Source organism: Citrobacter sp. MGH104, assembly GCF_001034485.1.
In the GTDB taxonomy this organism is placed as follows: Bacteria; Pseudomonadota; Gammaproteobacteria; order Enterobacterales; family Enterobacteriaceae; genus Citrobacter; species Citrobacter freundii.
In genome coordinates this window covers 333,387-357,950 of record NZ_KQ089818.1, presented here as the reverse complement: position 1 = coordinate 357,950, position 24,564 = coordinate 333,387, and the positions used below count along the sequence as shown (strand labels likewise).

At 53.7% G+C, this 24,564-nt stretch carries 22 protein-coding genes; 5 read left to right on the top strand and 17 right to left on the bottom strand.

The features are described from left to right. Positions 1-69: 69 nt before the first annotated feature. The 3 genes from SK34_RS01610 to nhaB all read right to left on the bottom strand — a co-directional run bounded on the left by SK34_RS01610 (position 70) and on the right by nhaB (position 2,738). Complete coding sequence (locus SK34_RS01610) at positions 70-411, bottom strand: TehB family protein (protein ID WP_003020940.1); 342 nt, start codon at positions 409-411, stop codon at positions 70-72. A gap of 110 nt (positions 412-521) precedes the next feature. Beyond that, positions 522-1,052: a disulfide bond formation protein DsbB gene (gene dsbB / locus SK34_RS01605; RefSeq protein WP_048232186.1), complete on the bottom strand. Its 531-nt coding sequence runs from the start codon at positions 1,050-1,052 to the stop codon at positions 522-524. A 141-nt stretch (positions 1,053-1,193) separates the two neighbouring features. Then, the gene (gene nhaB / locus SK34_RS01600; protein WP_003020934.1) at positions 1,194-2,738 is read right to left on the bottom strand and encodes a Na(+)/H(+) antiporter NhaB; all 1,545 of its coding nucleotides are present in this window, start codon (positions 2,736-2,738) and stop codon (positions 1,194-1,196) included. Between the two features lie 235 nt (positions 2,739-2,973). On the opposite strand from nhaB, the gene fadR reads away from it, so the two are divergent. Further along, entirely contained in the window at positions 2,974-3,693 is a 720-nt protein-coding gene (gene fadR / locus SK34_RS01595) for a fatty acid metabolism transcriptional regulator FadR (protein ID WP_003020931.1), read from the top strand. Positions 3,694-3,795: 102 nt separating this feature from the next. On the opposite strand, the gene SK34_RS01590 is transcribed toward fadR, so the two are convergent. Then, the gene (locus SK34_RS01590; RefSeq protein WP_044711046.1) at positions 3,796-5,328 is read right to left on the bottom strand and encodes a SpoVR family protein; all 1,533 of its coding nucleotides are present in this window, start codon (positions 5,326-5,328) and stop codon (positions 3,796-3,798) included. 322 nt (positions 5,329-5,650) lie between these two features. Here SK34_RS01590 and SK34_RS01585 point away from each other — a divergent pair, with 322 nt between their 5' ends. Both SK34_RS01585 and dadX read left to right on the top strand, forming a co-directional pair. Further along, complete coding sequence (locus tag SK34_RS01585) at positions 5,651-6,949, top strand: D-amino acid dehydrogenase (RefSeq protein WP_003841565.1); 1,299 nt, start codon at positions 5,651-5,653, stop codon at positions 6,947-6,949. Between the two features lie 12 nt (positions 6,950-6,961). Next, positions 6,962-8,032 (top strand): catabolic alanine racemase DadX, encoded by a 1,071-nt coding sequence (gene dadX / locus SK34_RS01580; protein WP_003020922.1) that lies wholly within the window; start codon positions 6,962-6,964, stop codon positions 8,030-8,032. A gap of 105 nt (positions 8,033-8,137) precedes the next feature. On the opposite strand, the gene SK34_RS01575 is transcribed toward dadX, so the two are convergent. Next, the gene (locus SK34_RS01575) at positions 8,138-9,871 is read right to left on the bottom strand and encodes a potassium/proton antiporter (protein WP_003844057.1); all 1,734 of its coding nucleotides are present in this window, start codon (positions 9,869-9,871) and stop codon (positions 8,138-8,140) included. Positions 9,872-9,968: 97 nt separating this feature from the next. Beyond that, positions 9,969-10,883, bottom strand: coding sequence for a muramoyltetrapeptide carboxypeptidase (ldcA, locus tag SK34_RS01570; RefSeq protein ID WP_048232184.1), 915 nt, complete (start codon positions 10,881-10,883; stop codon positions 9,969-9,971). A gap of 98 nt (positions 10,884-10,981) precedes the next feature. Between ldcA and emtA the strand changes: the two genes are divergently transcribed. Then, entirely contained in the window at positions 10,982-11,593 is a 612-nt protein-coding gene (gene emtA / locus SK34_RS01565) for a membrane-bound lytic murein transglycosylase EmtA (protein WP_003020914.1), read from the top strand. An 11-nt stretch (positions 11,594-11,604) separates the two neighbouring features. Here the strand turns inward: emtA and ycgR are convergent, their stop codons facing one another. Beyond that, positions 11,605-12,339, bottom strand: a complete 735-nt coding sequence (gene ycgR, locus SK34_RS01560) for a flagellar brake protein YcgR (RefSeq protein ID WP_048232181.1) — start codon at positions 12,337-12,339, stop codon at positions 11,605-11,607. A gap of 201 nt (positions 12,340-12,540) precedes the next feature. Here ycgR and SK34_RS01555 point away from each other — a divergent pair, with 201 nt between their 5' ends. Further along, positions 12,541-12,795 (top strand): GlsB/YeaQ/YmgE family stress response membrane protein, encoded by a 255-nt coding sequence (locus SK34_RS01555; protein WP_003020908.1) that lies wholly within the window; start codon positions 12,541-12,543, stop codon positions 12,793-12,795. A 41-nt stretch (positions 12,796-12,836) separates the two neighbouring features. On the opposite strand, the gene SK34_RS01550 is transcribed toward SK34_RS01555, so the two are convergent. From SK34_RS01550 to dhaK, 10 genes are all read right to left on the bottom strand, one after another. After that, complete coding sequence (locus tag SK34_RS01550; RefSeq protein ID WP_044700230.1) at positions 12,837-14,807, bottom strand: TonB-dependent receptor plug domain-containing protein; 1,971 nt, start codon at positions 14,805-14,807, stop codon at positions 12,837-12,839. 23 nt (positions 14,808-14,830) lie between these two features. Next, a complete protein-coding gene (gene modD / locus SK34_RS01545; protein WP_048232179.1) occupies positions 14,831-15,688 on the bottom strand; it encodes a ModD protein in 858 nt (285 codons plus the stop codon). Then, positions 15,685-16,497 carry a class I SAM-dependent methyltransferase gene (locus SK34_RS01540; RefSeq protein ID WP_048232177.1) on the bottom strand — a complete coding sequence of 271 codons (813 nt, stop codon included), beginning with the start codon at positions 16,495-16,497 and terminating at the stop codon, positions 15,685-15,687. Before SK34_RS01540 ends, modD begins: the two co-directional genes overlap by 4 nt. A gap of 9 nt (positions 16,498-16,506) precedes the next feature. Then, entirely contained in the window at positions 16,507-17,268 is a 762-nt protein-coding gene (locus SK34_RS01535) for an ABC transporter ATP-binding protein (RefSeq protein WP_048232176.1), read from the bottom strand. Continuing rightward, positions 17,265-18,224: a FecCD family ABC transporter permease gene (locus SK34_RS01530; RefSeq protein ID WP_369726993.1), complete on the bottom strand. Its 960-nt coding sequence runs from the start codon at positions 18,222-18,224 to the stop codon at positions 17,265-17,267. Before SK34_RS01530 ends, SK34_RS01535 begins: the two co-directional genes overlap by 4 nt. A gap of 26 nt (positions 18,225-18,250) precedes the next feature. After that, entirely contained in the window at positions 18,251-19,273 is a 1,023-nt protein-coding gene (locus tag SK34_RS01525; RefSeq protein ID WP_048232172.1) for an ABC transporter substrate-binding protein, read from the bottom strand. 207 nt (positions 19,274-19,480) lie between these two features. After that, positions 19,481-21,193 (bottom strand): alpha,alpha-trehalase, encoded by a 1,713-nt coding sequence (locus tag SK34_RS01520; RefSeq protein ID WP_048232170.1) that lies wholly within the window; start codon positions 21,191-21,193, stop codon positions 19,481-19,483. Between the two features lie 170 nt (positions 21,194-21,363). Further along, positions 21,364-22,794, bottom strand: coding sequence for a dihydroxyacetone kinase phosphoryl donor subunit DhaM (gene dhaM, locus SK34_RS01515; RefSeq protein ID WP_016150370.1), 1,431 nt, complete (start codon positions 22,792-22,794; stop codon positions 21,364-21,366). 10 nt (positions 22,795-22,804) lie between these two features. Further along, positions 22,805-23,437 carry a dihydroxyacetone kinase subunit DhaL gene (dhaL, locus tag SK34_RS01510; protein WP_048232168.1) on the bottom strand — a complete coding sequence of 211 codons (633 nt, stop codon included), beginning with the start codon at positions 23,435-23,437 and terminating at the stop codon, positions 22,805-22,807. A gap of 11 nt (positions 23,438-23,448) precedes the next feature. Beyond that, positions 23,449-24,519, bottom strand: coding sequence for a dihydroxyacetone kinase subunit DhaK (gene dhaK, locus SK34_RS01505; RefSeq protein ID WP_003020880.1), 1,071 nt, complete (start codon positions 24,517-24,519; stop codon positions 23,449-23,451). Positions 24,520-24,564: the final 45 nt, after the last annotated feature.

Sequence of the window (24,564 nt, the reverse complement as noted above, 5' to 3'; positions counted from 1 at the left end):
AGTGCCGTCTATTTTGAACAAACCTTCATGGGCGGACTAAGCCGCCCATCGATTAGCAGGCGTAAGGGCTTAAGACTTTTTCGCCTGATACATCTCATCTCCATGGTTGTCATCTTCAACCCAGAAATTGATGTTGAATTGGGCGTCGTCGCTTAATTCAACGCGGTGCCAGTACTGCGGCGGGCTGGTCGCGAACTGACCGGCATTAATCACCACTTTTACTTCAGGCTCTTTTGCGTCTTCATTGGCAAAACCGTAATACGTTACCGTACCTTCCATCACACAAAGCTGGCCAAAAACGCCTGCTGCAGTGTTATGGTGAGAAAGAAGTGCTGCGGGGACATTATCTTTGGTAAAGAAGGGAGTAGAGCGTTTAACTTTCCAGTTTGCCGGGATGCGTAAATGGGACATAAGACATCTCCTTGGTGTGGCATCTATAAGGTGTATTTAATATACATCTTATAGATGCCAGCAGGCAATGAATTTAAGCCAAAAAAAACGCTCCCGAAGGAGCGTCTCTGTTAGCGACCGAAGAGGTCACGTTTTTTCGGTTTGAACGGCTGTGCTATCACCACCAGCACGGCGACTACCAGGTAGGCGGCGAAGATCCCCAACAGCCACTGCGGCATTTCCAGGGTTAAAAAAGACCACTGGCGCTCAGCACAGTCACCGGACGCTAAAAACACCTGCGGCAGCCATTTGTCCAGTGGCAGCCAGCTTGGGAAGCGTGCGGCAAAATCACAGGTCATAAACGGGGACGGGTGCAGCTGAATCATGGTGTGCTCATATGCTAACTGAAGTCCGCGCCAGGGACTGTAAATCCAGATTATCATCGCCACATAGCGCAGCGGTGTTTTTGGTGCAATAGCACCCACCAGCCCTGCACCCATCACGCCAAATAATGCGCTACGTTCGTAAATACACAACACGCAAGGTTTTAGCAGCATGACGTGCTGGAACCACAGCGCAACGAGCTCCAGCGCAAAGGCGGTTAACGCCAACAATAACCATGCCCCACGGCCTCGGGAGCACTGGTTTAAAAATCGCAACATAATCATTTCCCTGCAACATGCGTAGAGACCGCAGTTTAAACCAATTCACTTTATGCGCCACTAGCGGGAATTGAAAATTTGCGTAATCGGATAATTATCATGCAAAAAGTCAAACCGGGCAGTGATTTGCCCGGTTAATTGTTATGAAAGTGTAGCTAACCAGCCCGTTTGGGTCATCCACTCGGTCACCGGGACAAGCGTGAACTCGACGCAAAGCAGACCGACGAGCGTCAGGACGAGAGTATAAGGCAGAGCCATCCACACCATGCGACCATACGAGAGGCGAATTAACGGCGCCAGTGCAGAGGTCAGCAGGAACAGGAATGCAGCCTGGCCGTTCGGAGTTGCCACCGAAGGCAGGTTGGTCCCGGTATTGATCGCCACCGCTAACAGCTCATACTGATTGAGGCTGATGGTCCCCTGTTCCAGCGCGGCTTTGGCCTCGTTAATGTAAATGGTGCCGACAAATACGTTATCAGAAATAGAAGACAGCAGGCCATTGAAGAGGTAGAACAGCGTCAGTTGGGCATGTTCGGAGGATTGCAATACAAACTGAATGATCGGCGAAAAGAGCTGTTGATCGATAATCACCGCAACAACAGAGAAGAACACGGTCAGCAGGGCGGTGAAGGGCAGCGACTCGGTAAAGGCTTTACCTATCGCATGTTCGTCGGTGACTCCCGTCAAGGAGGTTGCCAGAATGATGACCGACAAACCGATCAATCCGACTTCTGCCAGATGCAGGGCCAACGCAACTACCAGCCAGACGCCAATAATAGCCTGGACAATCAGTTTGATTTTGTCCTGGCGGGTACGTTGCTGGCGGCTCTGATCGTCAAACTGTTGCAGGACATCACGGACGGTCTCCGGCAGCGTTTCGCCATAGCCAAACCAGCGCAATTTCTCGACCAGTACACAGGTTAACAGGCCGCAAATCAGTACCGGGACGGTAACCGGCGACATGCGCAGGAAGAAGTCGCCAAAATGCCAGCCAGCCGCTTTGGCGATAATCAGGTTTTGTGGCTCGCCCACCATGGTCATCACGCCGCCTAACGCCGTACCGACACCCGCGTGCATCATCAGGCTACGCAGAAAACCACGGAACTGCTCAAGAACGACCTTATTGTGCTGATCGATATGGCTGTCATCGAGCATGTTGTTGTCTTCCGCGCGGGAAGAGGCAACGCGATGGTAGATGCCATAAAAACCGACCGCAACGCTGATTACCACGGCCACGACGGTCAGCGCATCAAGGAACGCCGAGAGGAAAGCGGCCGCAACACAAAATGCCAGCGACAGCAGCGTTTTGGAGCGAATAGTGAGTAGCAGACGCGTGAAAATAAACAGTAGCAACTGCTTCATAAAGTAGATGCCTGCCACCATAAACATCAGCAGCAATAACACCTCAAGGTTTGCGGCAACCTCTTCACGAACATGTGTGGCGCTGGTCATACCAATAATGACAGCTTCGATAGCCAACAGCCCGCCAGGCAGCAGTGGGTAGCATTTTAACGCCATCGCCAGCGTGAAAATGAACTCGGCCACCAGCAACCAGCCGGCGATAAAAGGGTTGATGAAAAAAATAATCGGGTTAACGACTAAGAAGACAAGCAGTGCAAGTTTGTACCAGTCTGGTGATTGACCTAAAAAATTGCGCCACATCGCGCGGCCCCATGATAGCTCCATGGTGATTTCCCTACCTTTAAAAATGAAATCATATTTTATGTTTGACCGCAAAGCTTAGCGGGAGGAGGGAGTACAGGCAAGCTATTCACAAGACTGGCAAGGTTGGCTGTACTGTAGCGTTATTTGGAAAATGAAGCCTTGATCCACTTTTTCTTCATTGCGTCAGCTATCAGCTAAGATACCCATCTGGTATGATGTGTGTAACTATGTTTTGCTGTGTAATGGAATTTTTACTATGGTCATTAAGGCGCAAAGCCCGGCTGGGTTCGCGGAAGAGTACATCATTGAAAGTATCTGGAATAACCGCTTCCCACCTGGCACTATTTTGCCCGCTGAACGTGAACTCTCCGAACTTATTGGGGTGACACGTACCACGCTACGCGAAGTATTGCAGCGTCTGGCGCGAGATGGCTGGTTGACCATTCAACACGGCAAACCGACGAAGGTGAATAACTTCTGGGAAACCTCCGGGCTGAATATTCTTGAAACGCTGGCGCGCCTCGATCACGAGAGTGTCCCGCAGCTGATTGATAATCTGCTGTCTGTGCGTACCAATATTTCGACGATCTTTGTTCGTACTGCGTTTCGCCAGCATCCTGATAAAGCACAGGAGGTTCTGGCGACGGCAAATCAGGTGGCTGACCACGCTGACGCATTTGCCGATCTGGACTATAACATTTTCCGCGGTCTGGCATTTGCCTCCGGCAATCCGATTTACGGTTTGATCCTCAACGGTATGAAAGGATTATATACCCGCATTGGCCGCCATTATTTTGCCAACCCGGAAGCGCGCGCGCTGGCGCTGAGCTTCTACCACAAGCTGTCAGAACTCTGCGAGCAGGGTGCTCATGAGCAGGTGTATGAAACGGTGCGCCGCTACGGTCACGACAGTGGCGAGATTTGGCATCGTATGCAGAAGAATCTGCCGGGCGATTTGGCGATTCAGGGCCGTTAATCGCTCAAAGCCGGATGGCGACGCCAAAGCGTCTTATCCGGCCTGGAATGCATGCACTTCGTAGGCCGGATAAGGTGTTTACACCGCCTCCGGCAATAAGATTTACAGACCGTTCATCCTTGGCGGACAACGCTCCAACAGCTCCACGCTGCCATCTTCATTCTGCTGCTCCAGCATCACATCAAAACCCCAAAGCCGGTGTACATGCTTGAGCACTTCTTTGCGTCCTTTATCCAACGGTGCGCGGTTATGCGGAATATAGCGCAAGGTGAGCGAACGGTCGCCACGCAAATCGACATTCCAGATTTGAATATTCGGCTCCAGGTTGCTCAGGTTGTATTGCGACGACAACCTGTTGCGGATCTCACGATATCCTTCCTCGTTATGAATCGCAGAAATCTCCAGATAGTTGTGACGATCGTCATCCAGCACGGTGAACAGGCGGAAATCGCGCATTACCTTCGGTGACAGGAACTGGCTGATAAAACTCTCATCTTTGAAATCGCGCATCGCGAAATGCAGGGTTTCCAGCCAGTCGGAACCCGCTATATCCGGGAACCAGTATTTGTCCTCCTCGGTCGGCGACTGACAAATACGTTTGATATCCTGGAACATGGCAAACCCCAGGGCATAAGGGTTTATCCCGCTATACCACGGGCTGTTGTAGGGTGGCTGAAATACCACATTGGTATGGCTATGCAGAAACTCCAGCATAAACCGTTCGGTGACTTTACCTTCATCATAAAGGTGGTTCAGGATGGTGTAATGCCAGAAAGTGGCCCAGCCCTCGTTCATCACCTGCGTCTGTTTCTGCGGATAAAAATACTGGCTGACCTTGCGTACAATGCGCAGCACTTCGCGTTGCCAGGACTCCAGCAGCGGGGCGTTCTTCTCCATGAAATACAGCAGGTTTTCCTGTGGCTCGGAAGGATATCGCCGCGCTTCGGAAATGGTTTTCTCTTCCTCTTTCTTCGGCAGCGTGCGCCACAACATATTGACCTGACTTTGCAGATACTCTTCACGACTTTTCTGCCGGGCTTTCTCTTCCTGTAGGGAGATTTTTTGCGGGCGTTTGTAACGGTCAACGCCGTAGTTCATCAGCGCATGGCAGGAGTCGAGGAGCTTTTCGACTTCATCCACCCCGTAGCGTTCTTCACACTGGGTTATATAGTTTCGTGCGAAGATTAGGTAATCGACGATGGAACTGGCATCCGTCCAGCTACGAAACAGGTAGTTGTTTTTGAAGAAGGAGTTGTGTCCGTAGCAGGCATGCGCCATCACCAGCGCCTGCATGGTGATGGTGTTCTCCTCCATCAGATACGCGATACACGGATTGGAGTTGATAACAATCTCATAGGCCAGTCCCTGCTGACCATGCTTATACAAGCGCTCGGTTTCAATAAACTTTTTACCAAACGACCAGTGAGGATAGTTGATCGGCATCCCGACGCTGGAGTAAGCGTCCATCATCTGTTCGGAGGTGATCACCTCGATTTGGTGCGGGTAGGTATCCAGTCTGTAGAGTTTCGCCACGCGGTCTATCTCTGCCAGATAGACATCCAGCAGATCAAACGTCCAGTCGGGTCCATCGCTTAACCGTGTGCTGTCCTTGTTCATGGAATCAATCGTAGCCATTCGCGCACCCTCATTGTTGGCGGCACTCTCTGTCTGGAGTACCTCATTTCAAGCATAGATCATGGTGTTAAAAAACGTGCTGCGGCAGAAATTTTTTCTTTGCGATTTCTCGTTAGCGAGGCGTTGAAAAACGGCATTGCCGCAAAATTTTATGCTGGATAAAAATAACGCACAGCAGGAGATGCCAAAGCAGAGAGTTCCCCGCCATCACCGCTATATGTGAGATAAGTCACCATAAAAAAGCCATATGTTGAATAATATTTTCAACTGAGTTATCAAGATGTAATTAGAAGATTGTTCTTTTACTGTTAACGGAGTGGCTATGCGAGTTGTCATACTGGGAAGTGGTGTCGTTGGCGTGACCAGCGCCTGGTACTTAAGTCAGGCTGGACACGATGTCACCGTCATTGATCGTGAGCCCGGTCCGGCACTGGAAACCAGTGCGGCGAACGCGGGGCAAATATCTCCAGGTTATGCGGCACCATGGGCGGCACCAGGCGTACCGCTTAAAGCAATCAAATGGATGTTTCAGCGCCACGCTCCGCTGGCCGTTCGTCTTGACGGAACCCAGTTCCAGTTGAAATGGATGTGGCAGATGCTGCGCAACTGCGACACCAGCCACTACATGGAAAATAAAGGACGCATGGTGCGACTGGCGGAATACAGCCGTGATTGTCTGAAAGCGCTGCGCGCCTCTACCGGTATTGAGTATGAAGGACGTCAGGGCGGAACCCTGCAACTGTTCCGTACCGCTCAACAGTATGAGAACGCCACTCGCGACATCGCCGTGCTCGAAGACGCTGGCGTGCCATATCAGCTCCTGGAAGCAAATCGTCTGGCGGAAGTCGAACCGGCACTGGCAGAAGTAGCGCACAAACTGACCGGCGGTCTGCGTTTACCGAATGATGAAACCGGCGACTGCCAGTTGTTTACCCAGCGTCTGGCGCAGATGGCGGAGCAGGCGGGCGTTAAGTTTCGCTTTAACACCCCGGTCGATAAGCTGCTGAGCGATGGTGAGCAGATTTATGGCGTCCAGTGCGGCGAAGAGATTATCAAAGCCGATGCCTATGTGATGGCGTTTGGTTCGTATTCCACGGCGATGCTGAAAGGGATCGTTGATATCCCGGTCTATCCGCTCAAAGGCTATTCGTTGACTATTCCGGTAGCGCAAGACGACGGTGCGCCGGTTTCTACTATCCTTGATGAAACTTACAAAATCGCTATTACCCGCTTTGACAATCGTATTCGGGTTGGCGGCATGGCGGAGATTGTCGGTTTTAATACAGAGCTGCTACAACCTCGTCGTGAAACGCTGGAAATGGTCGTACGCGATCTCTTCCCGCGCGGCGGTCATGTGGAGCAGGCAACCTTCTGGACTGGACTGCGTCCGATGACGCCGGACGGTACGCCGGTGGTGGGGCGCACCCGCTTTAAGAATCTGCTGCTCAATACCGGCCACGGCACGCTGGGCTGGACCATGGCCTGCGGTTCCGGTCAGTTGCTGAGCGATATCCTTTCTGGCCGTACGCCAGCCATACCTTATGACGATCTGAGCGTGGCGCGTTACAGTCCGGGGTTTACCCCCTCTCGTCCACGACATTTACATGGCGCACATAACTGATAAGGACGTGAGATGACCCGCCCGATACTGGCCAGCATTGACCTGCAGGCGTTGAAACAAAATCTGACCATTACCCGCCAGGCAGCGCCGGACGCTCGCGTCTGGTCGGTGGTGAAAGCCAATGCATATGGACACGGCATTGAACGCGTCTGGAATGCGCTGGGCACAACCGATGGTTTTGCCATGCTCAATCTTGAAGAGGCGATAACCCTGCGCGAGCGCGGATGGAAAGGCCCGATACTCATGCTGGAGGGTTTTTTCCACGCTGAAGACCTGACGGTATATGACAATTATCGACTGACCACCTGTGTACACAGTAACTGGCAGCTAAAAGCATTGCAGAATGCCCGCCTCAAAGCACCGCTCGATGTTTACCTGAAGGTGAACAGCGGTATGAACCGGCTTGGGTTTTTACCGGAAAGAGTTCCAACGGTCTGGCAACAGCTGCGGGCGATGCCCAACGTCGGCGAAATGACGCTGATGTCGCATTTTGCAGATGCAGAGCACCCGGAAGGTATCCAGGAAGCAATGGCGCGTATTGCGCTGGCAACAGAAGGACTGGAGTGCAGACGGTCACTGTCGAATTCGGCCGCCACGCTGTGGCACCCTGAAGCGCATTATGACTGGGTTCGTCCGGGCATTATTTTGTATGGCGCGTCGCCTTCGGGACAATGGCGGGACATCGCCAACACCGGCCTGAAGCCAGTGATGACTCTGAGCAGCGAGATAATCGGCATACAAACGCTGAAAGCTGGCGATCGGGTGGGTTACGGTGGCCGTTACACCGCCAGCGGCGAGCAGCGCATTGGAATAGTGGCGACCGGCTATGCAGACGGTTATCCGCGCCATGCGCCAAGCGGAACGCCTGTGCTGGTGGACGGTGTACGTACCGGGACGGTGGGGACAGTCTCAATGGATATGCTGGCGGTAGATCTGACACCGTGCCCGCAGGCAGGGATCGGGACACCGGTAGAGCTGTGGGGCAAAGAGATTAAAATTGACGATGTAGCTACCTCAGCAGGAACGGTGGGCTACGAGTTGATGTGTTCTTTGGCGCTGCGCGTACCGGTTGTGACGGTGTAACATTTATGGGGTTGCCTGATGGCGCTGCGCTGATCGGGCCTGTAGATTCAGTGCATTTTACAGGCCGGGTAAGGCGCTGCCGCTACCCGGCAAACATCATCCGCTTTACTCATCCTCGTCTTCAGCAACGCGAACACCGACCTTCAGCACTGCATTATCTTCCTTCTCGGCCACCGTCCAGATCATGCCAGCGAATTCCACCTGGTCACCGACGACCGGCGCGGCACCAAGCAGATGCTGGACAATTTCACCCAGCGTTTGCTGCTTATCACGATACTCTGTGCCATCATCCAGACCATAAATCAGCGCCACATCGGCATATTTCGCGCTGGCTTCAAGAATAAAATCACCGAAGAAGCGCTGGTCTAACGACACCGGTGGTGACTGACTGAATAGCTTGCCGAGAGCGGGGAGATCGCGCTCGCGACCAATAACACACAATACGTCGCCTTCGCGCAGACGCGTGCTGCCGGAGGGGTGAAACAGCACGTTGTCACGAAACAGGGCGGCTATTCGCGTTTCTTCCGGCATATGCAGGTCGCGCAGCGCGGCACCCACACACCACTTATCTGCGCTGAGCTGATAAACAAACTGCTCCCACGGGTTATCTGGGTGAATATCGAGACCAATGCGCGAAACGGGCCAGCCGACAGGAGGGACCACCACCTTGGCTTTTTTCGCGGCCCATGAAAGTGACGTTCCCTGAAACAGCAACGAGATCAGTACCACGAAGAAGGCGACGTTAAAGAACAGGCGCGCGTTCTCCAGGCCCGCCATCATTGGGAAGACGGCGAGGATGATCGGCACCGCGCCGCGCAAACCCACCCAACTGATGAAAATACGCTCGCGCAGATTAAAGCCACGAAACGGCAGCAGTCCGGCGAAGACCGAAAGCGGGCGGGCAATGAATATCATCCACGCAGACAAAATCAGCGCAGGGATTGCGATAGGCAGCAGGTCGGACGGCGTAACCAGCAGTCCAAGCACCAGGAACATGGCGATTTGTGCCAGCCAGGCCAGACCGTCGAAGTTTTGCAGGATACCAAATCGGTTGCGGATGGGGCGATTCCCCAGCAGGAAACCACACAGATAAACCGCCAGAATACCGCTGCCTTCCAGCGCAGTGGTCAGGGCAAAAATCAGGATCCCACCGCTTAACGCCAAGAGTGGATACAGTCCGGCAGGCAGAGAAATGCGGTTAATCATCTGCTGGAGCATATATCCACCGCCAAGACCGATAGCGATTCCTAAGCCAAACTGCTGGATAATGTGCACCGCGAACATCCAGCTTAAACCGGTCTCGTGATTTTGGATCATGGCGATGAGTGTGATGGTCAAAAACACGGCCATCGGGTCATTACTACCGGATTCAATTTCCAGCGTAGAGCCAACGCGTTCGTTAAGCCCCTTACCGCCAAGCAGGGAAAAGACCGCCGCGGCGTCAGTTGAACCAACAATCGCACCAATCAGGAGTCCTTCGATAAGATCCAGATGAAACAGCCACGCGGCCATCATGCCAGTGAGTCCGGAAGTAATCAGCACACCGACCGTCGCCAACGATAGCGCCGGGCCTAACGCAACGCGAAAAGAGCTGGCCTGAGTGCGCATGCCACCGTCGAGTAGGATAACCGCCAGTGCCAGGTTACTCACCATGTAGGCGAAAGGATAGTTATCGAAAGGTATGCCGCCAATACCATCCACACCCGCTAACATACCGATAGCGAGAAATATCACCAGAATTGGGATACCGAGACGTGATGAGAATGAACTAAGTAAGATACTGCAGGTGACGAGAACGGAACCCAAAATAAAAAGGCTAATAATTGCTGCGGCATCCAACGTTCGGTTACTCCTGAATTACGCTGTTTCGTATTAATAAACCCTACCATAATAACGACAGAAACAGCGTTTTACTTAGCCCCATTAGCTGCTTTTTTTACGATTTTAGTACCGGATGCCCACTTAAGGTTAGCTGAGTGCTGTTTTTATCGTTTTTCAGCACCGCTCTGGCTCCCAACGGCAGGGTGACGGTGCGTTGTTCATGGCCAAAATCGAGGCCGCCGATCAACGGAACGGACAGTCTGGTGCGCAGAAAATCACAAACTGAATCAAGATTGTAACCAGCGTCGTAATCATTCGGCGCGCTGCCGCTAAAACTGCCGAGGATAATGGCGTTTTGCTGGGCCAGTATTCCCGCGTGGTACAGCTGCAGCAGCATGCGCTCGACACGGAATGGATGCTCGTTAATGTCTTCCAGCACCAAAATGCCGTTTTTGATGGCCGGCATCCACGGTGTACCCATCAGCGAAATGATCATCGCCAGATTTCCGCCCCACAGTGTACCTTCAGTCGCGCACTGCGGACCGTCACCCTGCCATTCGAGGGTGAATTGGGCATTACGCAATGCTTGCCAGAAATGGTGCTCGGTGAATGCGTTCATCTCCTCGGCACCGAAGTTGGCCGCCAGCATCGGGCCGCTGAAGCTAATCACATTCCCTTGAGCCAGCAGACCACACTGGATCGCCGTAAAATCGCTGTGTCCGCACAGCAGCAGCGGATCTTGTTGCTGGCGGGCTGCCAGCCCTTGCCAGTCAATATCTTCCAGTAAACGGCTCGCGCCATAGCCGCCACGTACCGCCATCACAATGGTATCGGGGGTTTTCAGATTAACGAGCGAGTTCACATCAGCAAGCCTTTCTGCCTCTGTACCCGCAAAACGCTGGCAGCGGCGCGCAATGACCGCTGAATTGTCGACCTGATGACCGGCCTCAGTAAGACGTGCAAGCCCACGTAAGGCAGCCTGTTGATTGATACAGTAGCCCGATGGGGCAATTAAGTGAAACCGGGACATGGCATTTCCTTGCTACAACTAAAACCAAATGTATATCATGCCGCGTAGGTATGTCGTTGTCACCTCAGCGACAGGTTCCGGCTATAAGGATAGATGACGTGAAATTGAGATGGTTTGCTTTTTTGGTTGTATTACTTGCGGGCTGTAGTTCAAAACATGATTACAAAAACCCGCCGTGGAATGCTGAAGTTCCGGTTAAACGCGCAATGCAATGGATGCCGATCAGTGAAAAAGCCGGTGCGGCCTGGGGTGTCAGTCCACAATTGATTACCGCTATTATTGCCATTGAATCAGGCGGTAATCCGAATGCGGTCAGTAAGTCTAATGCGATTGGTCTGATGCAGTTAAAAGCCTCGACTTCAGGCCGCGATGTTTATCGTCGCATGGGATGGAGCGGAGAGCCGTCGACCAGCGAGTTGAAAAACCCCGAACGCAATATCTCCATGGGGGCCGCATACCTGAGCATTCTGGAGACCGGGCCGCTGGCAGGGATTGAGGATCCACAGGTGATGCAGTATGCGCTGGTAGTATCGTACGCTAACGGAGCGGGAGCATTGCTGCGAACGTTCTCTTCCGACAGGAAGAAAGCCATCAATAAGATCAACGATCTCAGCCCGGATGAATTTATTGAACATGTTGCGGACAATCATCCGGCGCCGCAGGCTCCGCGCTATATCTGGAAGCTTCAGCAAGCGCTGGATGTAATGTAATTCAGGTGATGTTAATCGCGCACTTTGTTCGACTTTTCCCGGGCCTCGCGCTCAAGGGAAAAAATAATCCGCTGTAAGTTCCGCTCCACCGCCGGGCCGACGTTGAGAAAACGAAAGCTCAGGCGGGGAGTGGTAATGGTTTCGTTTTTACTGTCGATAACTTTGCGTTCGCTAATGGAAATAAGCTGGGCGTCAACGTGATACACCCCCCATTGTTCCATGTTCAGTTCAACCTGCGCGAAGCGTATACCTTCTACCAGTCCTTCTGGTTTTGCCGTTTCTAACAGCCCGCCCATACCGCCAAGCGACAAATCGAATAAGCGAAAGCACAGCGTGCTGTTGTCCGGCATTTTTGCCGTGCAGAGATAGGGAGGATGCAGCGGAGCGCCGATGCGAAAATATTCCCGACGCTGAACAAACCACAGGGAAGGCGGCAAGGATGAAATAAACGCTGGCAGTTGCTGATACTCACCTTTTTTTAACTGTGGCAGGGTGAATTCTACTTTAGCTCCCTGCGTTTCGGCGATAATCGAGATCTGACTGGCCCGCTGTACGGCCTGGTTTTCATATTCCTGACTACCAAAATCCATGACCAGCTCGTCCGGGCTGACGGCCAGAACTTTGCTGATGAACTGGCCGCCCGACCAGGAGATACGCAGTGGAACCTGCTGCGATTTTAAGTCCCGAAGTACACCTAACACCGCTAACGGATTTTGCTTCAGGAACTGCTCATTGTAGTTACTCACACCTAATGACTCCCGGATGCCTGGTTTGTCGTTGGATTATCGGCATCAATCAACGGAACTTAATACAAATGGATGAAATTTTTTACCAACGCCAATGAATTAAGTCTGCGTGAAAACAGCATATAGCGATGGTTTGCCTATACTTTAAAGGCTGGCGCAAGAATGTCTTGCGCGTGCGTTCACTGGAAAGAGGGCCTGAAAATGGGAATTATTGCCTGGATTATTTTTGGTCTGATTGCGGGGGTTATCGCCAAACTGATTATGCCGGGGCGCGATGGCGGTGGATTTATCCTGACCTGTATTCTCGGTGTTGTCGGTGCTGTGGTCGGTGGATGGCTGGCAACGATGTTTGGTATCGGCGGCGATGTCAGCGGGTTTAATCTCCACAGCTTCCTGGTGGCCGTGGTCGGCGCGATTGTTGTGCTGGGTGTCTTCCGACTGGTGCGGCGAGATTAATCGAACGGCCCCCGCGGGGGCCGTTTCTCTGTATTGCTAAGTCAGAACTGATACTCAATCCCCGCCCAGTAATTACGGCCTTCTTCAATAAATCCTTCACTATAAACGTACTGCGTATCGAACAGGTTATTGACCGACGCGTTAACGCTGAATCCGTGACCGATGGCGTAGTCAGCGCGTAAATGGGTAATGGCGAAACCAGCGGCTTTCTGTGAGCCGTCGCTATTGCTATAGCTCGACGAACGGGCCTCTTCTGACAGCGTAATACTGAGCGGATCCCATGGCTTCAGCGTCATCCAGGCAGTCAGGGTTTGCGTTGGCAGGTCGGTAATCTTGCCGATGTCGCTGCGTTTGACGTCTGCGTGAATAAGGCCGTAGCTCAGACCGACATCCAGTATATCAAAGACTTTACCTTTAACGCCTGCATCCAGACCGGTGTAATCCACCCGGCCGCTGTTCTGATTCTGAATGGTGTCGGCATCAATATTGTGTGAAAGGATGGCGTCGCTGATGCGGTTGTAATACACGCTGGCTTCGAATCCCCAGTTCTGACTAAGTGACCCATTCCAGGTCAGATCCACGCTGCGGGCGCGTTCAGGTTTAAGCTGAGGATTGACCAGCGCCACCTGGTTATAGGCCGGTTTTGAGGTCGTGTAGCGTTCTTTCAACGTAGGGAAACGCGTTCTGTCAGAATAGGACAGCGCTAATGTGTCTGCATTTTCGAAGTGATATTTGGTCATCATCTGCCAGTTGAAGGCCGACTGATTGTTGTCATCATAGTGGGTGACGCTACCATTTTTTTCGTGCTTCATGCCTTCCAGACTGTCGCGCCAGTCATAGCTTATTCCCGCCACTACATCGACATTATCCGCCGCCGCCCACTGATATTCACTGGCAACAGACCAGGTGCGGTCTTCGTAACGGTCGTAAGCCGCATTCGGTGCGCCTTTCTCGCGGTGAACATCATCCTTCCAGTTTACGGCGAAAGAGAGCAGGTCGTTTTCACGCATATCCGCAGCGAGCTGCAGGCCAGCTCCATCGCTATAGTCTGAATAATGACTGTAGTTGCCTTTTTTGTTTTTCAGATCGGCAAGCGAGTTGTACATCATCAACGTATTTTCAAAGGTATCGCGATACAGACGGCTTTTCAGAGTGAAACGATCGCCCAGATGGGTGGTGCCCTGATAGTAATAGCTCTCTTTATCGTACTGTGGCCATTGCCAGTAGCGTGATTTCTGACTGCTGGTTCCGGCATATGGTGGGTTATCTTTTTCACCGTCCTGATTAATATAGGTCAGGACATATTCATCATCGCCGCGAGGGGTAAAGCCCAGCTTCACGATGCCGCGTTTATCATCGGCGGACGAGTTGGCAATCTTGCCGTGACTACCCGCAACCGGATTGTCCACGCCGTGCGGTAAGCCAAGGAAATCCTGCTTCAACTGGCTGCCGCTGAGCTGAATGTAACCCAGATCGTTACTGGCGCCAAATGAAGCGTGCATATCGTGAGCGTTGTCTTTGCTACGACTCCAGCCCTGGCGATAACCGATGCTGCCTTCAATTGGTTTGGTGGGCTTTTTGGTGGTGATATTAATGGCACCGCCCATCTGGTTAGGCCCTTGTAGCAGAGATGAGTAGCCTTTGGATACTTCAACTGAAGCGATATCGGATGTCAGAAAACGGCCTAAATCGAGGTTGCCGTCATAGGGGATGTACACCGGCACACCGTCAAAAAAGACGGGAACCTGACGGCTGTCAAAACCGCGTACTTTCACCTGCTGCTCATTGCGGTTGCCCGACTTTTGCAGCACCACGCCGGGGACGACGCTTAGCGCCTGCGCCACGTTTTGCTTATCCAGTTGCTGCATCGTTTCCTGACCGAGAACCGTAGTGGTTGCCGCGGAGGCCGGGCTTGACCAGACGGTCATGGTTTCGCTTTCTTGCCCAGCAAAAGCACTGTGCGCGAAAGCAAACGACAGGGCTGTGTAAAGACAACTTTTGTTGAAATTCATTATTGTTAGTCCATTTTTTAATGTTATATGCCACGTGCGTCCGGGCTCAGGCTAACTTTGATATCCGCAGGTGGAGCGTAATAAGGTGCGGAAGTGATAAAGAGCCTGATGCCACAGTCGAGATAACTCGCCAGCGAGGCGAGGGTAATGCCGCCAGTCAGCGCCAGCGTGCAATGAGGGGCCAGTGAAGGTGCCAGGCGGGCAATGTCTGTCGCCTGCTCAGGGGTGAATTTGTCGAGTTGCAGAACATCGGGCGCGGCGCGTAGCGCGGCTAATGCTTCATCTGGCGTATCCGCTTCGACGACGATCTTTTTTTCTGGCGCATGGCTGCGTAAGCGCGCAACCGCGTTTGTCCAGTCGTTTGGGTTGGTAAGAAAACGGCGGTGATTAGCGAACAGCAGCACCGTTTCGGCGCATCCTCCGCGATGAATAATGCCCCCGGCAGCGAGTATTGCCTGAGTCGCCAACGAACGCGTGCCGGGAATGGCTTTGCGGGTGCAGGCAATCTGCCCATCAGGATAGCGTTGGCGCAGTTGGCTCAACATGCTCTCAAGATAGCCCGAAACTCCGCAGCTCCACTCCAGAACGTTTTGTACCGCTTTCCAGCCCTGGTGTAGCGCCGCCGCATTTCCGTGCGCACAAATTATTCTCTGTCCCGCGCTCGCTCGTTCGCCATCGGCCATAATATCGCTGACGGTTATGCCCAATGACGTCAGCATTTGTCTGGCAACGGCGGTGCCACTAACGCACCCGCCATGGCGATGGTAAAACTCCATAACGCCGGGCTGTGCGCCAATTCCCAACGCGCGGGTAGTCAGATCGCCGCCCTGAATATCTTCCAGCAGCAGCGCGTCGGTTTGCGCCTGCGAAAAGTAGATCATCGCAGCGCCTCCCGCGGCACACTGTCCCACCAGATAAGCGCCCAGTCACGGCTGGCGGGGGCAATCGCGCGTGGATCCTGCTGCTGATACCAGGTTTCCAGACGTTCGACCTCGTCGGCGCTTAGTTCGCCCATACTCCAGCGCACGTTTTCCAGAAAGCGCGTCCAGGTACTGTTGTCCTGCTGACAGTTGGGGCCGCGGATAAAATCAACGTGCGCGTGGATCCCCATCTGATACAGGACATTAAGCGCATAGATATAGTTGGGAAGTTCAATCACCTCGCGGCCCAGCGCACGTTGAATGGTGGGGGAAACGAAAGATGAACTGACGAGATGGGTGGTGTAAACCCGCAGCCGGGCCTGATTATTCAGTTTGGTCATCGCCTGGCGCATATCGGCAACCAGCGTAGAGCGCGAGGCGACGGCGATATCGCACTGGGGTAAATCATCCCAGTGTTCTTCCCAGGCCCGCTGCACCCACTGTACGTGACGGGCGTTCATTTGCACAGCGCGGCGGGTAGCAACGCCAAGCATTCCCTGGCTGTAATCTACGCCGTAAATTATTGGTATCTTTTTAGCCAGCGCCAGCGAGACCGTACCGGGACCGCAGCCCATATCAAATAGCGACTCCGCTCCTTGCAGGTCGATTTTCCCCAATAGCTGTAGCAAATAGCTGTCGGTTAATGAGGCGCAATTCTCTGCCATTTTTTCCGCACGTTTATCCCAGTGCTCCGGCTTTTTCTCGGTTCTGTTCGCCAGTTGTAACTGTTTACGGTAAAGATCGGCAAAATCAATGTCGTCAATGAGCATTCTTATTCCTTAATTGTGAGAGCCAAAGAGGTGGTGGGCAATTTGTGACGGTGTAACGTGATACAGCGCAGCCAGGCGATCGGTGGCGAGCTGGTGTTCAGGAAGCCCCTGCGAAACCTCACCGTTCGGTTCAACGCGTACCACGCTGTCGGCGATTGCCCGGGCGTGCAACGGATGATGCGTCGACATCAGCAGGGCCATACCCGAATTTTTCAGCGTCACCAGCGTGTCGAGCAGACGGATCTGATGCCCAAAATCCAGGCTGGAAGCGGGTTCATCCAGCAACAAAAGGCGCGGACGTTGCGCCAGAGCGCGGGCAATCAATACCAGTTGGCGCTCTCCGCCGCTCAGAGTGTTCCAGCGCCGGGGCGCCAGGTGAGAGATCCCCAGCATCGCCAGTTGTTGATGAGCAATTTCGTGTTCTTTAGCCCCGGGAACCGCAAATGCCGCCAGTTGCGGGGCCAGCCCCATCATCACCATGTCCAGCGCAGTGAAGGCAAATGCGCCGTCATGCGCCTGAGGAACCCAGGCGATAGCGGCGGCGCGTTGCCGATCGTTGAGATGATTTATGGCGATGCCATCAAGAAGAATGTCACCGTGAAGCGGCGAAAGAACGCCGAGAATGGTGCGCATCAGGGTGGTTTTTCCGCTACCGTTGGCACCAAGCAGACAACAAACGGAGCCGGGCGGAACCTGAAAGGAGACATCGCGTAGCACGGGCTGTTGACTGTGGTATCCCAGCGACGCCCGGCGCACGATTAATAGCGTCATGGTCGATTTCCCCGCAGCAAAAGCAGCAAAAAGAACGGTGCGCCAATAAATGCAGTCAGGATCCCCAGCGGAATTTCCGTGCTGCTCAGCGTACGGGCGAGGGTATCGGTGAGCAGCAGCAAAATGGCGCCGACTCCCATGGAAACCGGCAGTAGTTGCTGGTGGTTATTGCCACTGAGGAGTCGGCCGATATGTGGCACAACCAGCCCAATCCAGCCGATGATGCCCGCGATGGCGACGGTGCAGGCGGTGATTAACGTTGCGCAGACGATCAGTCCCAGACGTAGTCGGGCGACGTTGATGCCAAGCGATCGTGCTTCATCATCCGAAAGGGTGAGCAGGTTCATGCGCCAGCGCAGCAGCAATAGCGGGACCAGTCCTGCCAAGATCAGCGGTGCCGAGAACCACAGATCGTGCAGCGTAATCGTTGATAAACCGCCGAGCAGCCAGAAAGTGATGGAGGGAAGTTGGGTATACGGGTCGGCCAGCGTTTTGATGAGTGAAATTCCCGCGCCGCATACCGTGCCCAGCGCAATCCCGACCAGCACCAGCGTTAACACCGGGTCGTGACGCTTAACTCGCCGGGTAATCAACCAGACACCGGCGACCACGAATAAACCGCCGGTGAACGCATACAGCTGAATGAAAAGGATCGGTAATCCGAAAAGTATTGCCGTACAGGCACCTAAACCGGCACCCGCCGCCACGCCGAGGATATCCGGCGAGACTAGCGGGTTGCGGAACATACCCTGATAGGTGGTTCCTGCGCTTGCCAGCGCCGCGCCAAGCAGCAATGCGGCCAGAATGCGCGGCAGGCGGATTTGCCAGAAGACGATTTTGTCCTGCATCGGGACGTCATCAGTACCTGTAATAAGATTCACAACCTGTTGTGCATCCAGGCGGTATGCGCCCGATACCGCGGCGACGCTCGCGCAAAGCACCACCGCAGCAATCATCAGAAAACCGAGGGTAGATGTTTTCATCAGACTGCCACCAGACGTTGATACTGTGCATCGCTTAGCGTGGTATGCCAGAACAGTTCGCTGTAGTGCTGCATATCGGCTTTAAAGCTCGCGTTAACCTGCGGATCAAGCCAGGCGTGCAGGCGGCGTAATCCCAGTAAGCGGTTGATGCCAGGAGGTGCATCCAACCAGCCAAACGGCAGACCGCTGAGAAACAGAATGCGCCGGTCAGCAACCGCTTTGACCCCTTGCCAGATCGGATCTTCTCGTAGGTGCTGCGCTGTCATCGCATCCTGCACCAAAATAATATCGGGCTGCCAGCTGAGCAGATTTTCCATTGAAACCTGTGTGAGCCCCTGTCTTCCGGGGATGTGCGCCACATTCTGTAGCCCCAGCAGTTCTGCCGCTTCGGTATGCAAAGAACCTTGTAAACCTGTCTCCAGTCCTCTGGCACCGCGCGCGGCATAAAAACGCAGATTCGCTGCAGCTGTATACGAGAAAGCTATTGCATTATAGATAAATCGACGGGCCAGCGCGGCCTGCATTGCGGTACGCGAGACGACGCCCAATGCTTCACCGGCTGCGCGCAACTGTTCTGGGGTATGGCGCAGTTCGCCGTTAATCAGCAGCCAGGGAATGTGAGTTTGTGCGCTCACTTGTCTGGCCTGAGAAAGCCAGGTTTCATCGGCATTGCCGCAGTCAACAACCAGGTCGGGTTTAAGCGCCAGTAACGCTTCAAGTGATAGGGTACTGGCGCGTCCTGCCAGCCTGCCCAGTTTCGGCAATGCCCGAATATCATCGTGGAACGGGATGGCGGTCTGGCGAGATAAATCAAAGGAGGAAAGCCCTACCAGTTTTTCCGGCGCGACGGCCAGCAGCAGCATGTCAGCGGGCGCCCCCGCGCTGACCACGCGTTGGGTTATATTCGGCCCTGGCGAGCCTCCAACGGCAACGGTTAGCGGCGTTTGCGCCAATGCGGGAAGATGGCGTAGCAGCAGTGCAGATGCCACGAGTTGGGCAAACATCCGTCTTGTCAGTGCCATTATCAGTATCCTGAAGGTTACAAATTCGCTATATATTTACATATACAGCGAATAAAAACATGTTCAGAATCAAATTCTCACGGATGAAAACACCGGATACCCCATAAGGGCTAGAGGGGATAGAGGCAGCTTAAATAGCGAAAAATATGACAGAAAAATCCGCGACGAAGCGCGGATTCGGGGAGTAAAACGGCTCAGGTAATGACGTTATGGCGTCGGTTGAGTCTGTTTTTTAGGCTCGGCTGGTGGTGTACTTGTCGGTGTTGGCCGCGATGCGGGTACGCTGTCACAGGGCTTCTCTTTGGCGCAGATCAGGTCAAGCATTTTTAGCGTGACGCCGTTGGTCCAGCCAAAACCATCCTGCAATGGATATTCCCCGCCACCACCGCCGGTGCCGGTGGTGCTCACGTCATATTTTTCAACCAGCTTTTTCTCTCGATCGTAGGTGTGCTGCACATTGGTAAGGAATCGCCAGGTCACATCCATCGCAACGTTATCCTGACCGTAATTCTGTAACCCGGATGCTGCGACCCACTGGAGCGGGGCCCAGCCGTTGGGGGCATCCCACTGCTGGCCGCTTTTCACCGACGTGGTAGCAAGGCCGCCCGGTTGCAGCAGATGTGCCTGGGTGGCTGTGGCGACTTTACTGGCGCGATCTTTTGCCGCCGCATTGACATACAGCGGGAACAGGGCGGCGGCCGTGAGCTGATTGCGTACTTTATGGCTTTTCAGATCGTAGTCGGCATACCAGCCTTCTTTGTCGTTCCACAGGTACTTTTCGATCCCTTTTTGTCGGGCATTAGCGAAGCCATCGTACTGCGCCGCTTTGGCATCATCACCGGCAGCCTTGCTGGCGAGGGCGATCATTTTTTCCATTTTGTACATCAACGCATTGAGATCGACCGGAACGATGCTGGTGGTGCGCAGAGTGCCCAACTGATTAGGATTGTCCATCCAGCGGGAGCTAAAATCCCAGCCGGACGCAGCCGCTGAACGCAGGTCGCGGTAGATTTCTGTGGCAGGGCGATTGGGGTTGCTTTTAGCGGTGGCGATATCCTCGACCCAGGACTCTGGCCTCGGCGTATCGCGTTCATCCCAGTAGCGGTTCAAAATGGTACCGTCATCCAGTTTAACCACGCGCTTATTTTGCTGACCGGGCTGGAGTGTTTCGACGCCTTCCATCCAGTGACTGTACTCTTTGAGCATCTGCGGGAGGTATTTTTTCAGCGCGTCATTCCCGTCGTGCTGCGCCAGCAGTTCAACCATAAAGGCAAAGAACGGCGGTTGCGAACGGCTCAGGTAGTAGGTGCGATTGCCGTTAGGAATGTGTCCCCAGGAATCAATCTCGTAAGCGAAGTTTGCCACCATATCCGAGACCTTATCCCAGTGATTGCTTTCGGCAAGCCCCAGCATGGTGAAATAGCTGTCCCAATAATATATTTCGCGAAAACGCCCGCCAGGCACCACATACGGCTCTGGAAGTGGCAGTAGCGAGTCCCATTTTTCAGCGTCAGTTGTCGAGCGGGTGAGGACCGGCCACAGTCCGTCAATATGTTCGCGTAATGATTGCCCGGCCGGGGGAACGTATTTCTCGCCTTCTTTCGGTAATGTGAAATTCACCTCCACAAAATGGCGTAAGTCGAATCCGGACTGATTTTTCTGCATCCGGTAATCGGCAAGGATCATGAGAGGATCGCTGTTAGGAACTGCGTCAGCAAAGGTTTTCTGGTCTGGAAACAGTTTAGCCGTTTGTACATCGTTAAACAGAGGTCCAAGCAGGATATCTGGCGGCTGCGGTGTAGCGGCTGGCGCGTCTTCTGCATTGACGGCAAAAGAGGAAAGGGCAAAAAAGGTACTGGCGAGAGTCAGTTTTATTGCAACAGAAAGCAGGCCTGGATGGCGAGTTGCAGGCGTTATCATCGGTTAATCTCCTTAGCGGTGTGCCGAAGTAGCGGCATTTACCATGAGAAAACCTTAGTTCAGGATCGACCGTTGCGCGTGATCGACACCCCATTTTGCGAACAAACAGACATTTCCCGACGCGAATAGGGAAGAAGCACACCCTTTGTCGAAAAGGGTGTGCTTCGGTATCAGTTTGCGCGGGTTATCCGCTGTGTGACACAGTCAATGGTCAGAGTATCGCCCATCTTTATGCTATCGAGAGCAGCGCCTTGCTGACACATCCAGCACAGACCCATTTCACGAGCGATAATCGCCGGATGAGAGGCTTCGCTGCCGTCCCGCAGGCAGATACCTTTGATGGTCTTCGGATCGAGTTGCAGTACCGTAGACGGATAAATGACATCAGCGACCAGGATAGTGGGGCGCAAGAACGCGGGAATTTGTGCGCTCTCTCCCGTCAAATGTTGCAGTGAACGAGACAGCAAATCTTCAATATCAATGTATCGCGCCTGCAGATAAGGGTCATCGAGCTGTAAATACTGCTGGCTGAGATCGCTCAGCACCTGATGCCAGGCCCAGGCGGCGCTGCATTGTTTTTCACGCATTACATCGCAGGCCATTTCAAACAGTTCAGGATCGTCCAACAGCGTGTGGTGACCGGAGAAGATGGCGGCGATATCTGCGGAATATCGTTCTTCAGCAAGAGCGGTGAGTTTGCTCAGATCGTTCAGCGTACTTTGGATGGCGGTCTGTAATCGCTGCTGCTCAGCCTGCAGTGATGCGGCGGACTGCGGGTTTACCTTTGGCGAGAACGGCGTGTGACAAAATGCCGTCCCCGTGACTTTTGAGGGAGCCAGAGTTGCCTTGTTATCAGTATGCGCGGGCTCGAGCGATTCACCAAAATTCTCTGCCGCCAACTGTTTAAATGCGGCCAGCGCATCCTCTGCCTGTTCGCCCTTAGCAATCAGGCGTAGCGTGTCATTACAGCGTACCTGCAGCAGGGCTATTTGATTCAGGCTATCAGGGACCACACACTTGCCGTTTTTCTCCAGCCACATGTCGGCGTTAAAACCAGACAACGCAGAGACCAGCCGCGAAGCCGGGCGGACGTGGATGCCGTTAGGGTTTTTCACCACAATGGCAACAGAACGGGCATCAGCGTCGGGAGACAGTTCTGCGGATGCGGGTTTCGCTGCGGATGGCGAAGGTAAACCCAGTTGTTCACATTTGGCGTCGAGGGCGTTCATGGCATCACGGATGACCCGATCGATATCAGCACCTGCGGCGGCGCTAACCGTCGCGGCCAGTGTGCCTTCAACCAGTGGTGCTGCGCACAAACGCACTTTGGCGGCAATGTTAGGGTCGAGCAGTTCCAGCGCGGTTTCCGCACTCAGTAATGCACTACCGATATCCATCATCACCAGCACGTGGTCCGTATCGGCCACGGACTCGATGGCTTCCATCACCTTAATCGGATCGGTGCCAATCGGATTCTCAGGATCGTCAATGCCTGCGGCAATGGCGATTTTGCAACCATCACCCATTAACATCTGCCGGGCCAGCACGCCGACGCCTTCGCCCAGTTGGGCGCTGTGAGAAACAATAACCAGGTTTACCATCGCTTTATCCTTACTCTCTGGACGACTGAGCCAGCATTTGCATCATAAACATGACCGACGTTGCGCCGGGATCCTGATGCCCAATGCTGCGCTCACCTAGATAGCTGGCGCGGCCTTTGCGAGCCTGCATGGTGATGGTGCTTTGCGCTGCGACTTCCGCTTGTTGGCTTGCCGCTTCCAGAGCCGCCTGGACGCTCAGCTTCTGTTCGCATGACTGGCGTAAAGACTCCACTACCGGCAGCCAGACATCGCACATGGTTTTATCGCCAGGTTCAGCCTTACCGCGGCTAATCACACCTTCTGCGCCATCACGAATCATTTGATACAGCTCTTCAAGCGTCAGGCTTTGATGAGCCTGAGTCACCTGGGCGGCGCGGATAAAAAACGTGCCAAACAGCGGTCCACTGGCCCCGCCGACGCTTGAGAGCAGTACCATACCGGTGTTTTTCAAAATAAAGCCGATGTCCTTGTCCGCGATGGACGGCAGCTTTTCAACGACTTTGCTGAAACCACGATGCATGTTCAGACCGTGGTCGGCATCGCCGATCTCCCGGTCAAGTCCGGTGAGAAAATCACTTTCAGTGGTGAATATTTCACCGCAGCGATAGAGCCAGTTAACAATCTGTGTTCTGTTGAGGGACATCATTAATCTCCTTATTTACCCCAGTTGAGGGCAGGGGTGTGAACCGGTGCATCCCATAAGTTCAGCGTTTCGTCATCCACCTGTAACAGGGTGATGGAGAAGCCGGTCATATCCAGAGAGGTACAGTAAGAACCGATCAGGTTGCGCTCAATGACGATGCCTGCATCCTGGCAACGGCTTTCGAGGCGGTTATACACGCCGAAGAGTTCAGACAACGGCGTCGCACCGAGATTATTGACCAGCGCAATAACCCGATCGCCACTTTGTAACGCACGCTTGCTTTCTTTACCTTCATGCCACGCGCCCTGGACGTTGTCCCAGTGGCGGAGCGTACGGCTGTAGTTACCGTTTTCCAGCAGGGTATCGAACATTTCATCAACGGTCTGATCGAGAGAGGTGAAGGTGCGGCGGTCAATGCCCGGTTCCCCGTGGATACCTACGCCAAACTCCATCTCGTTATCCTGTAACGTGAACGACGGTTGTCCGGCTGCCGGAACGGTACAGGCGCCAATGGCTATGCCAATGGAGTGGCCCTGGTTATTCAGCTTACGACCCAGCGCCGCACAGGCTTCCAGCGAGTCACCGCGTTCGGCGGCCGCGCCGACCAGTTTTTCGATCAATACGGTATTAGCCACACCACGACGTCCGGCGGTATACAAACTGTCTTTCACCGCCACATCGTCATCCACCACCATGGTGGTGACTTTGACGCCGCTTTCGTGCAGCAGCTCGGTAGCGGTTTCGAAATTAAGAATGTCGCCGGTGTAATTTTTGATTATCAGCAGCACGCCTTCGCCGCCATCAATTTGCATGGCGCATTCGAACATTTTATCCGGCGTGGGGGAGGTAAAAATCTCACCCGGGCAGGCGCCGGAGAGCATGCCCTGACCAATGTAGCCGCAATGCATAGGTTCGTGCCCGCTGCCGCCGCCGGAAAGCAGCGCCACTTTGCCCATCACCGGTGCATCTGCGCGGGTGACATACACTGGGTCCTGATGCAGTGCCAGGGAAGGATACGCTTTCGCCAGTCCGGCGAGTTGTTCATTCAGTACGTCTTCAACACGGTTGATCAATTTTTTCATTATTTATGCTCCGCAGACAGTCCTGGATGGCTGCCAAATTCGGGC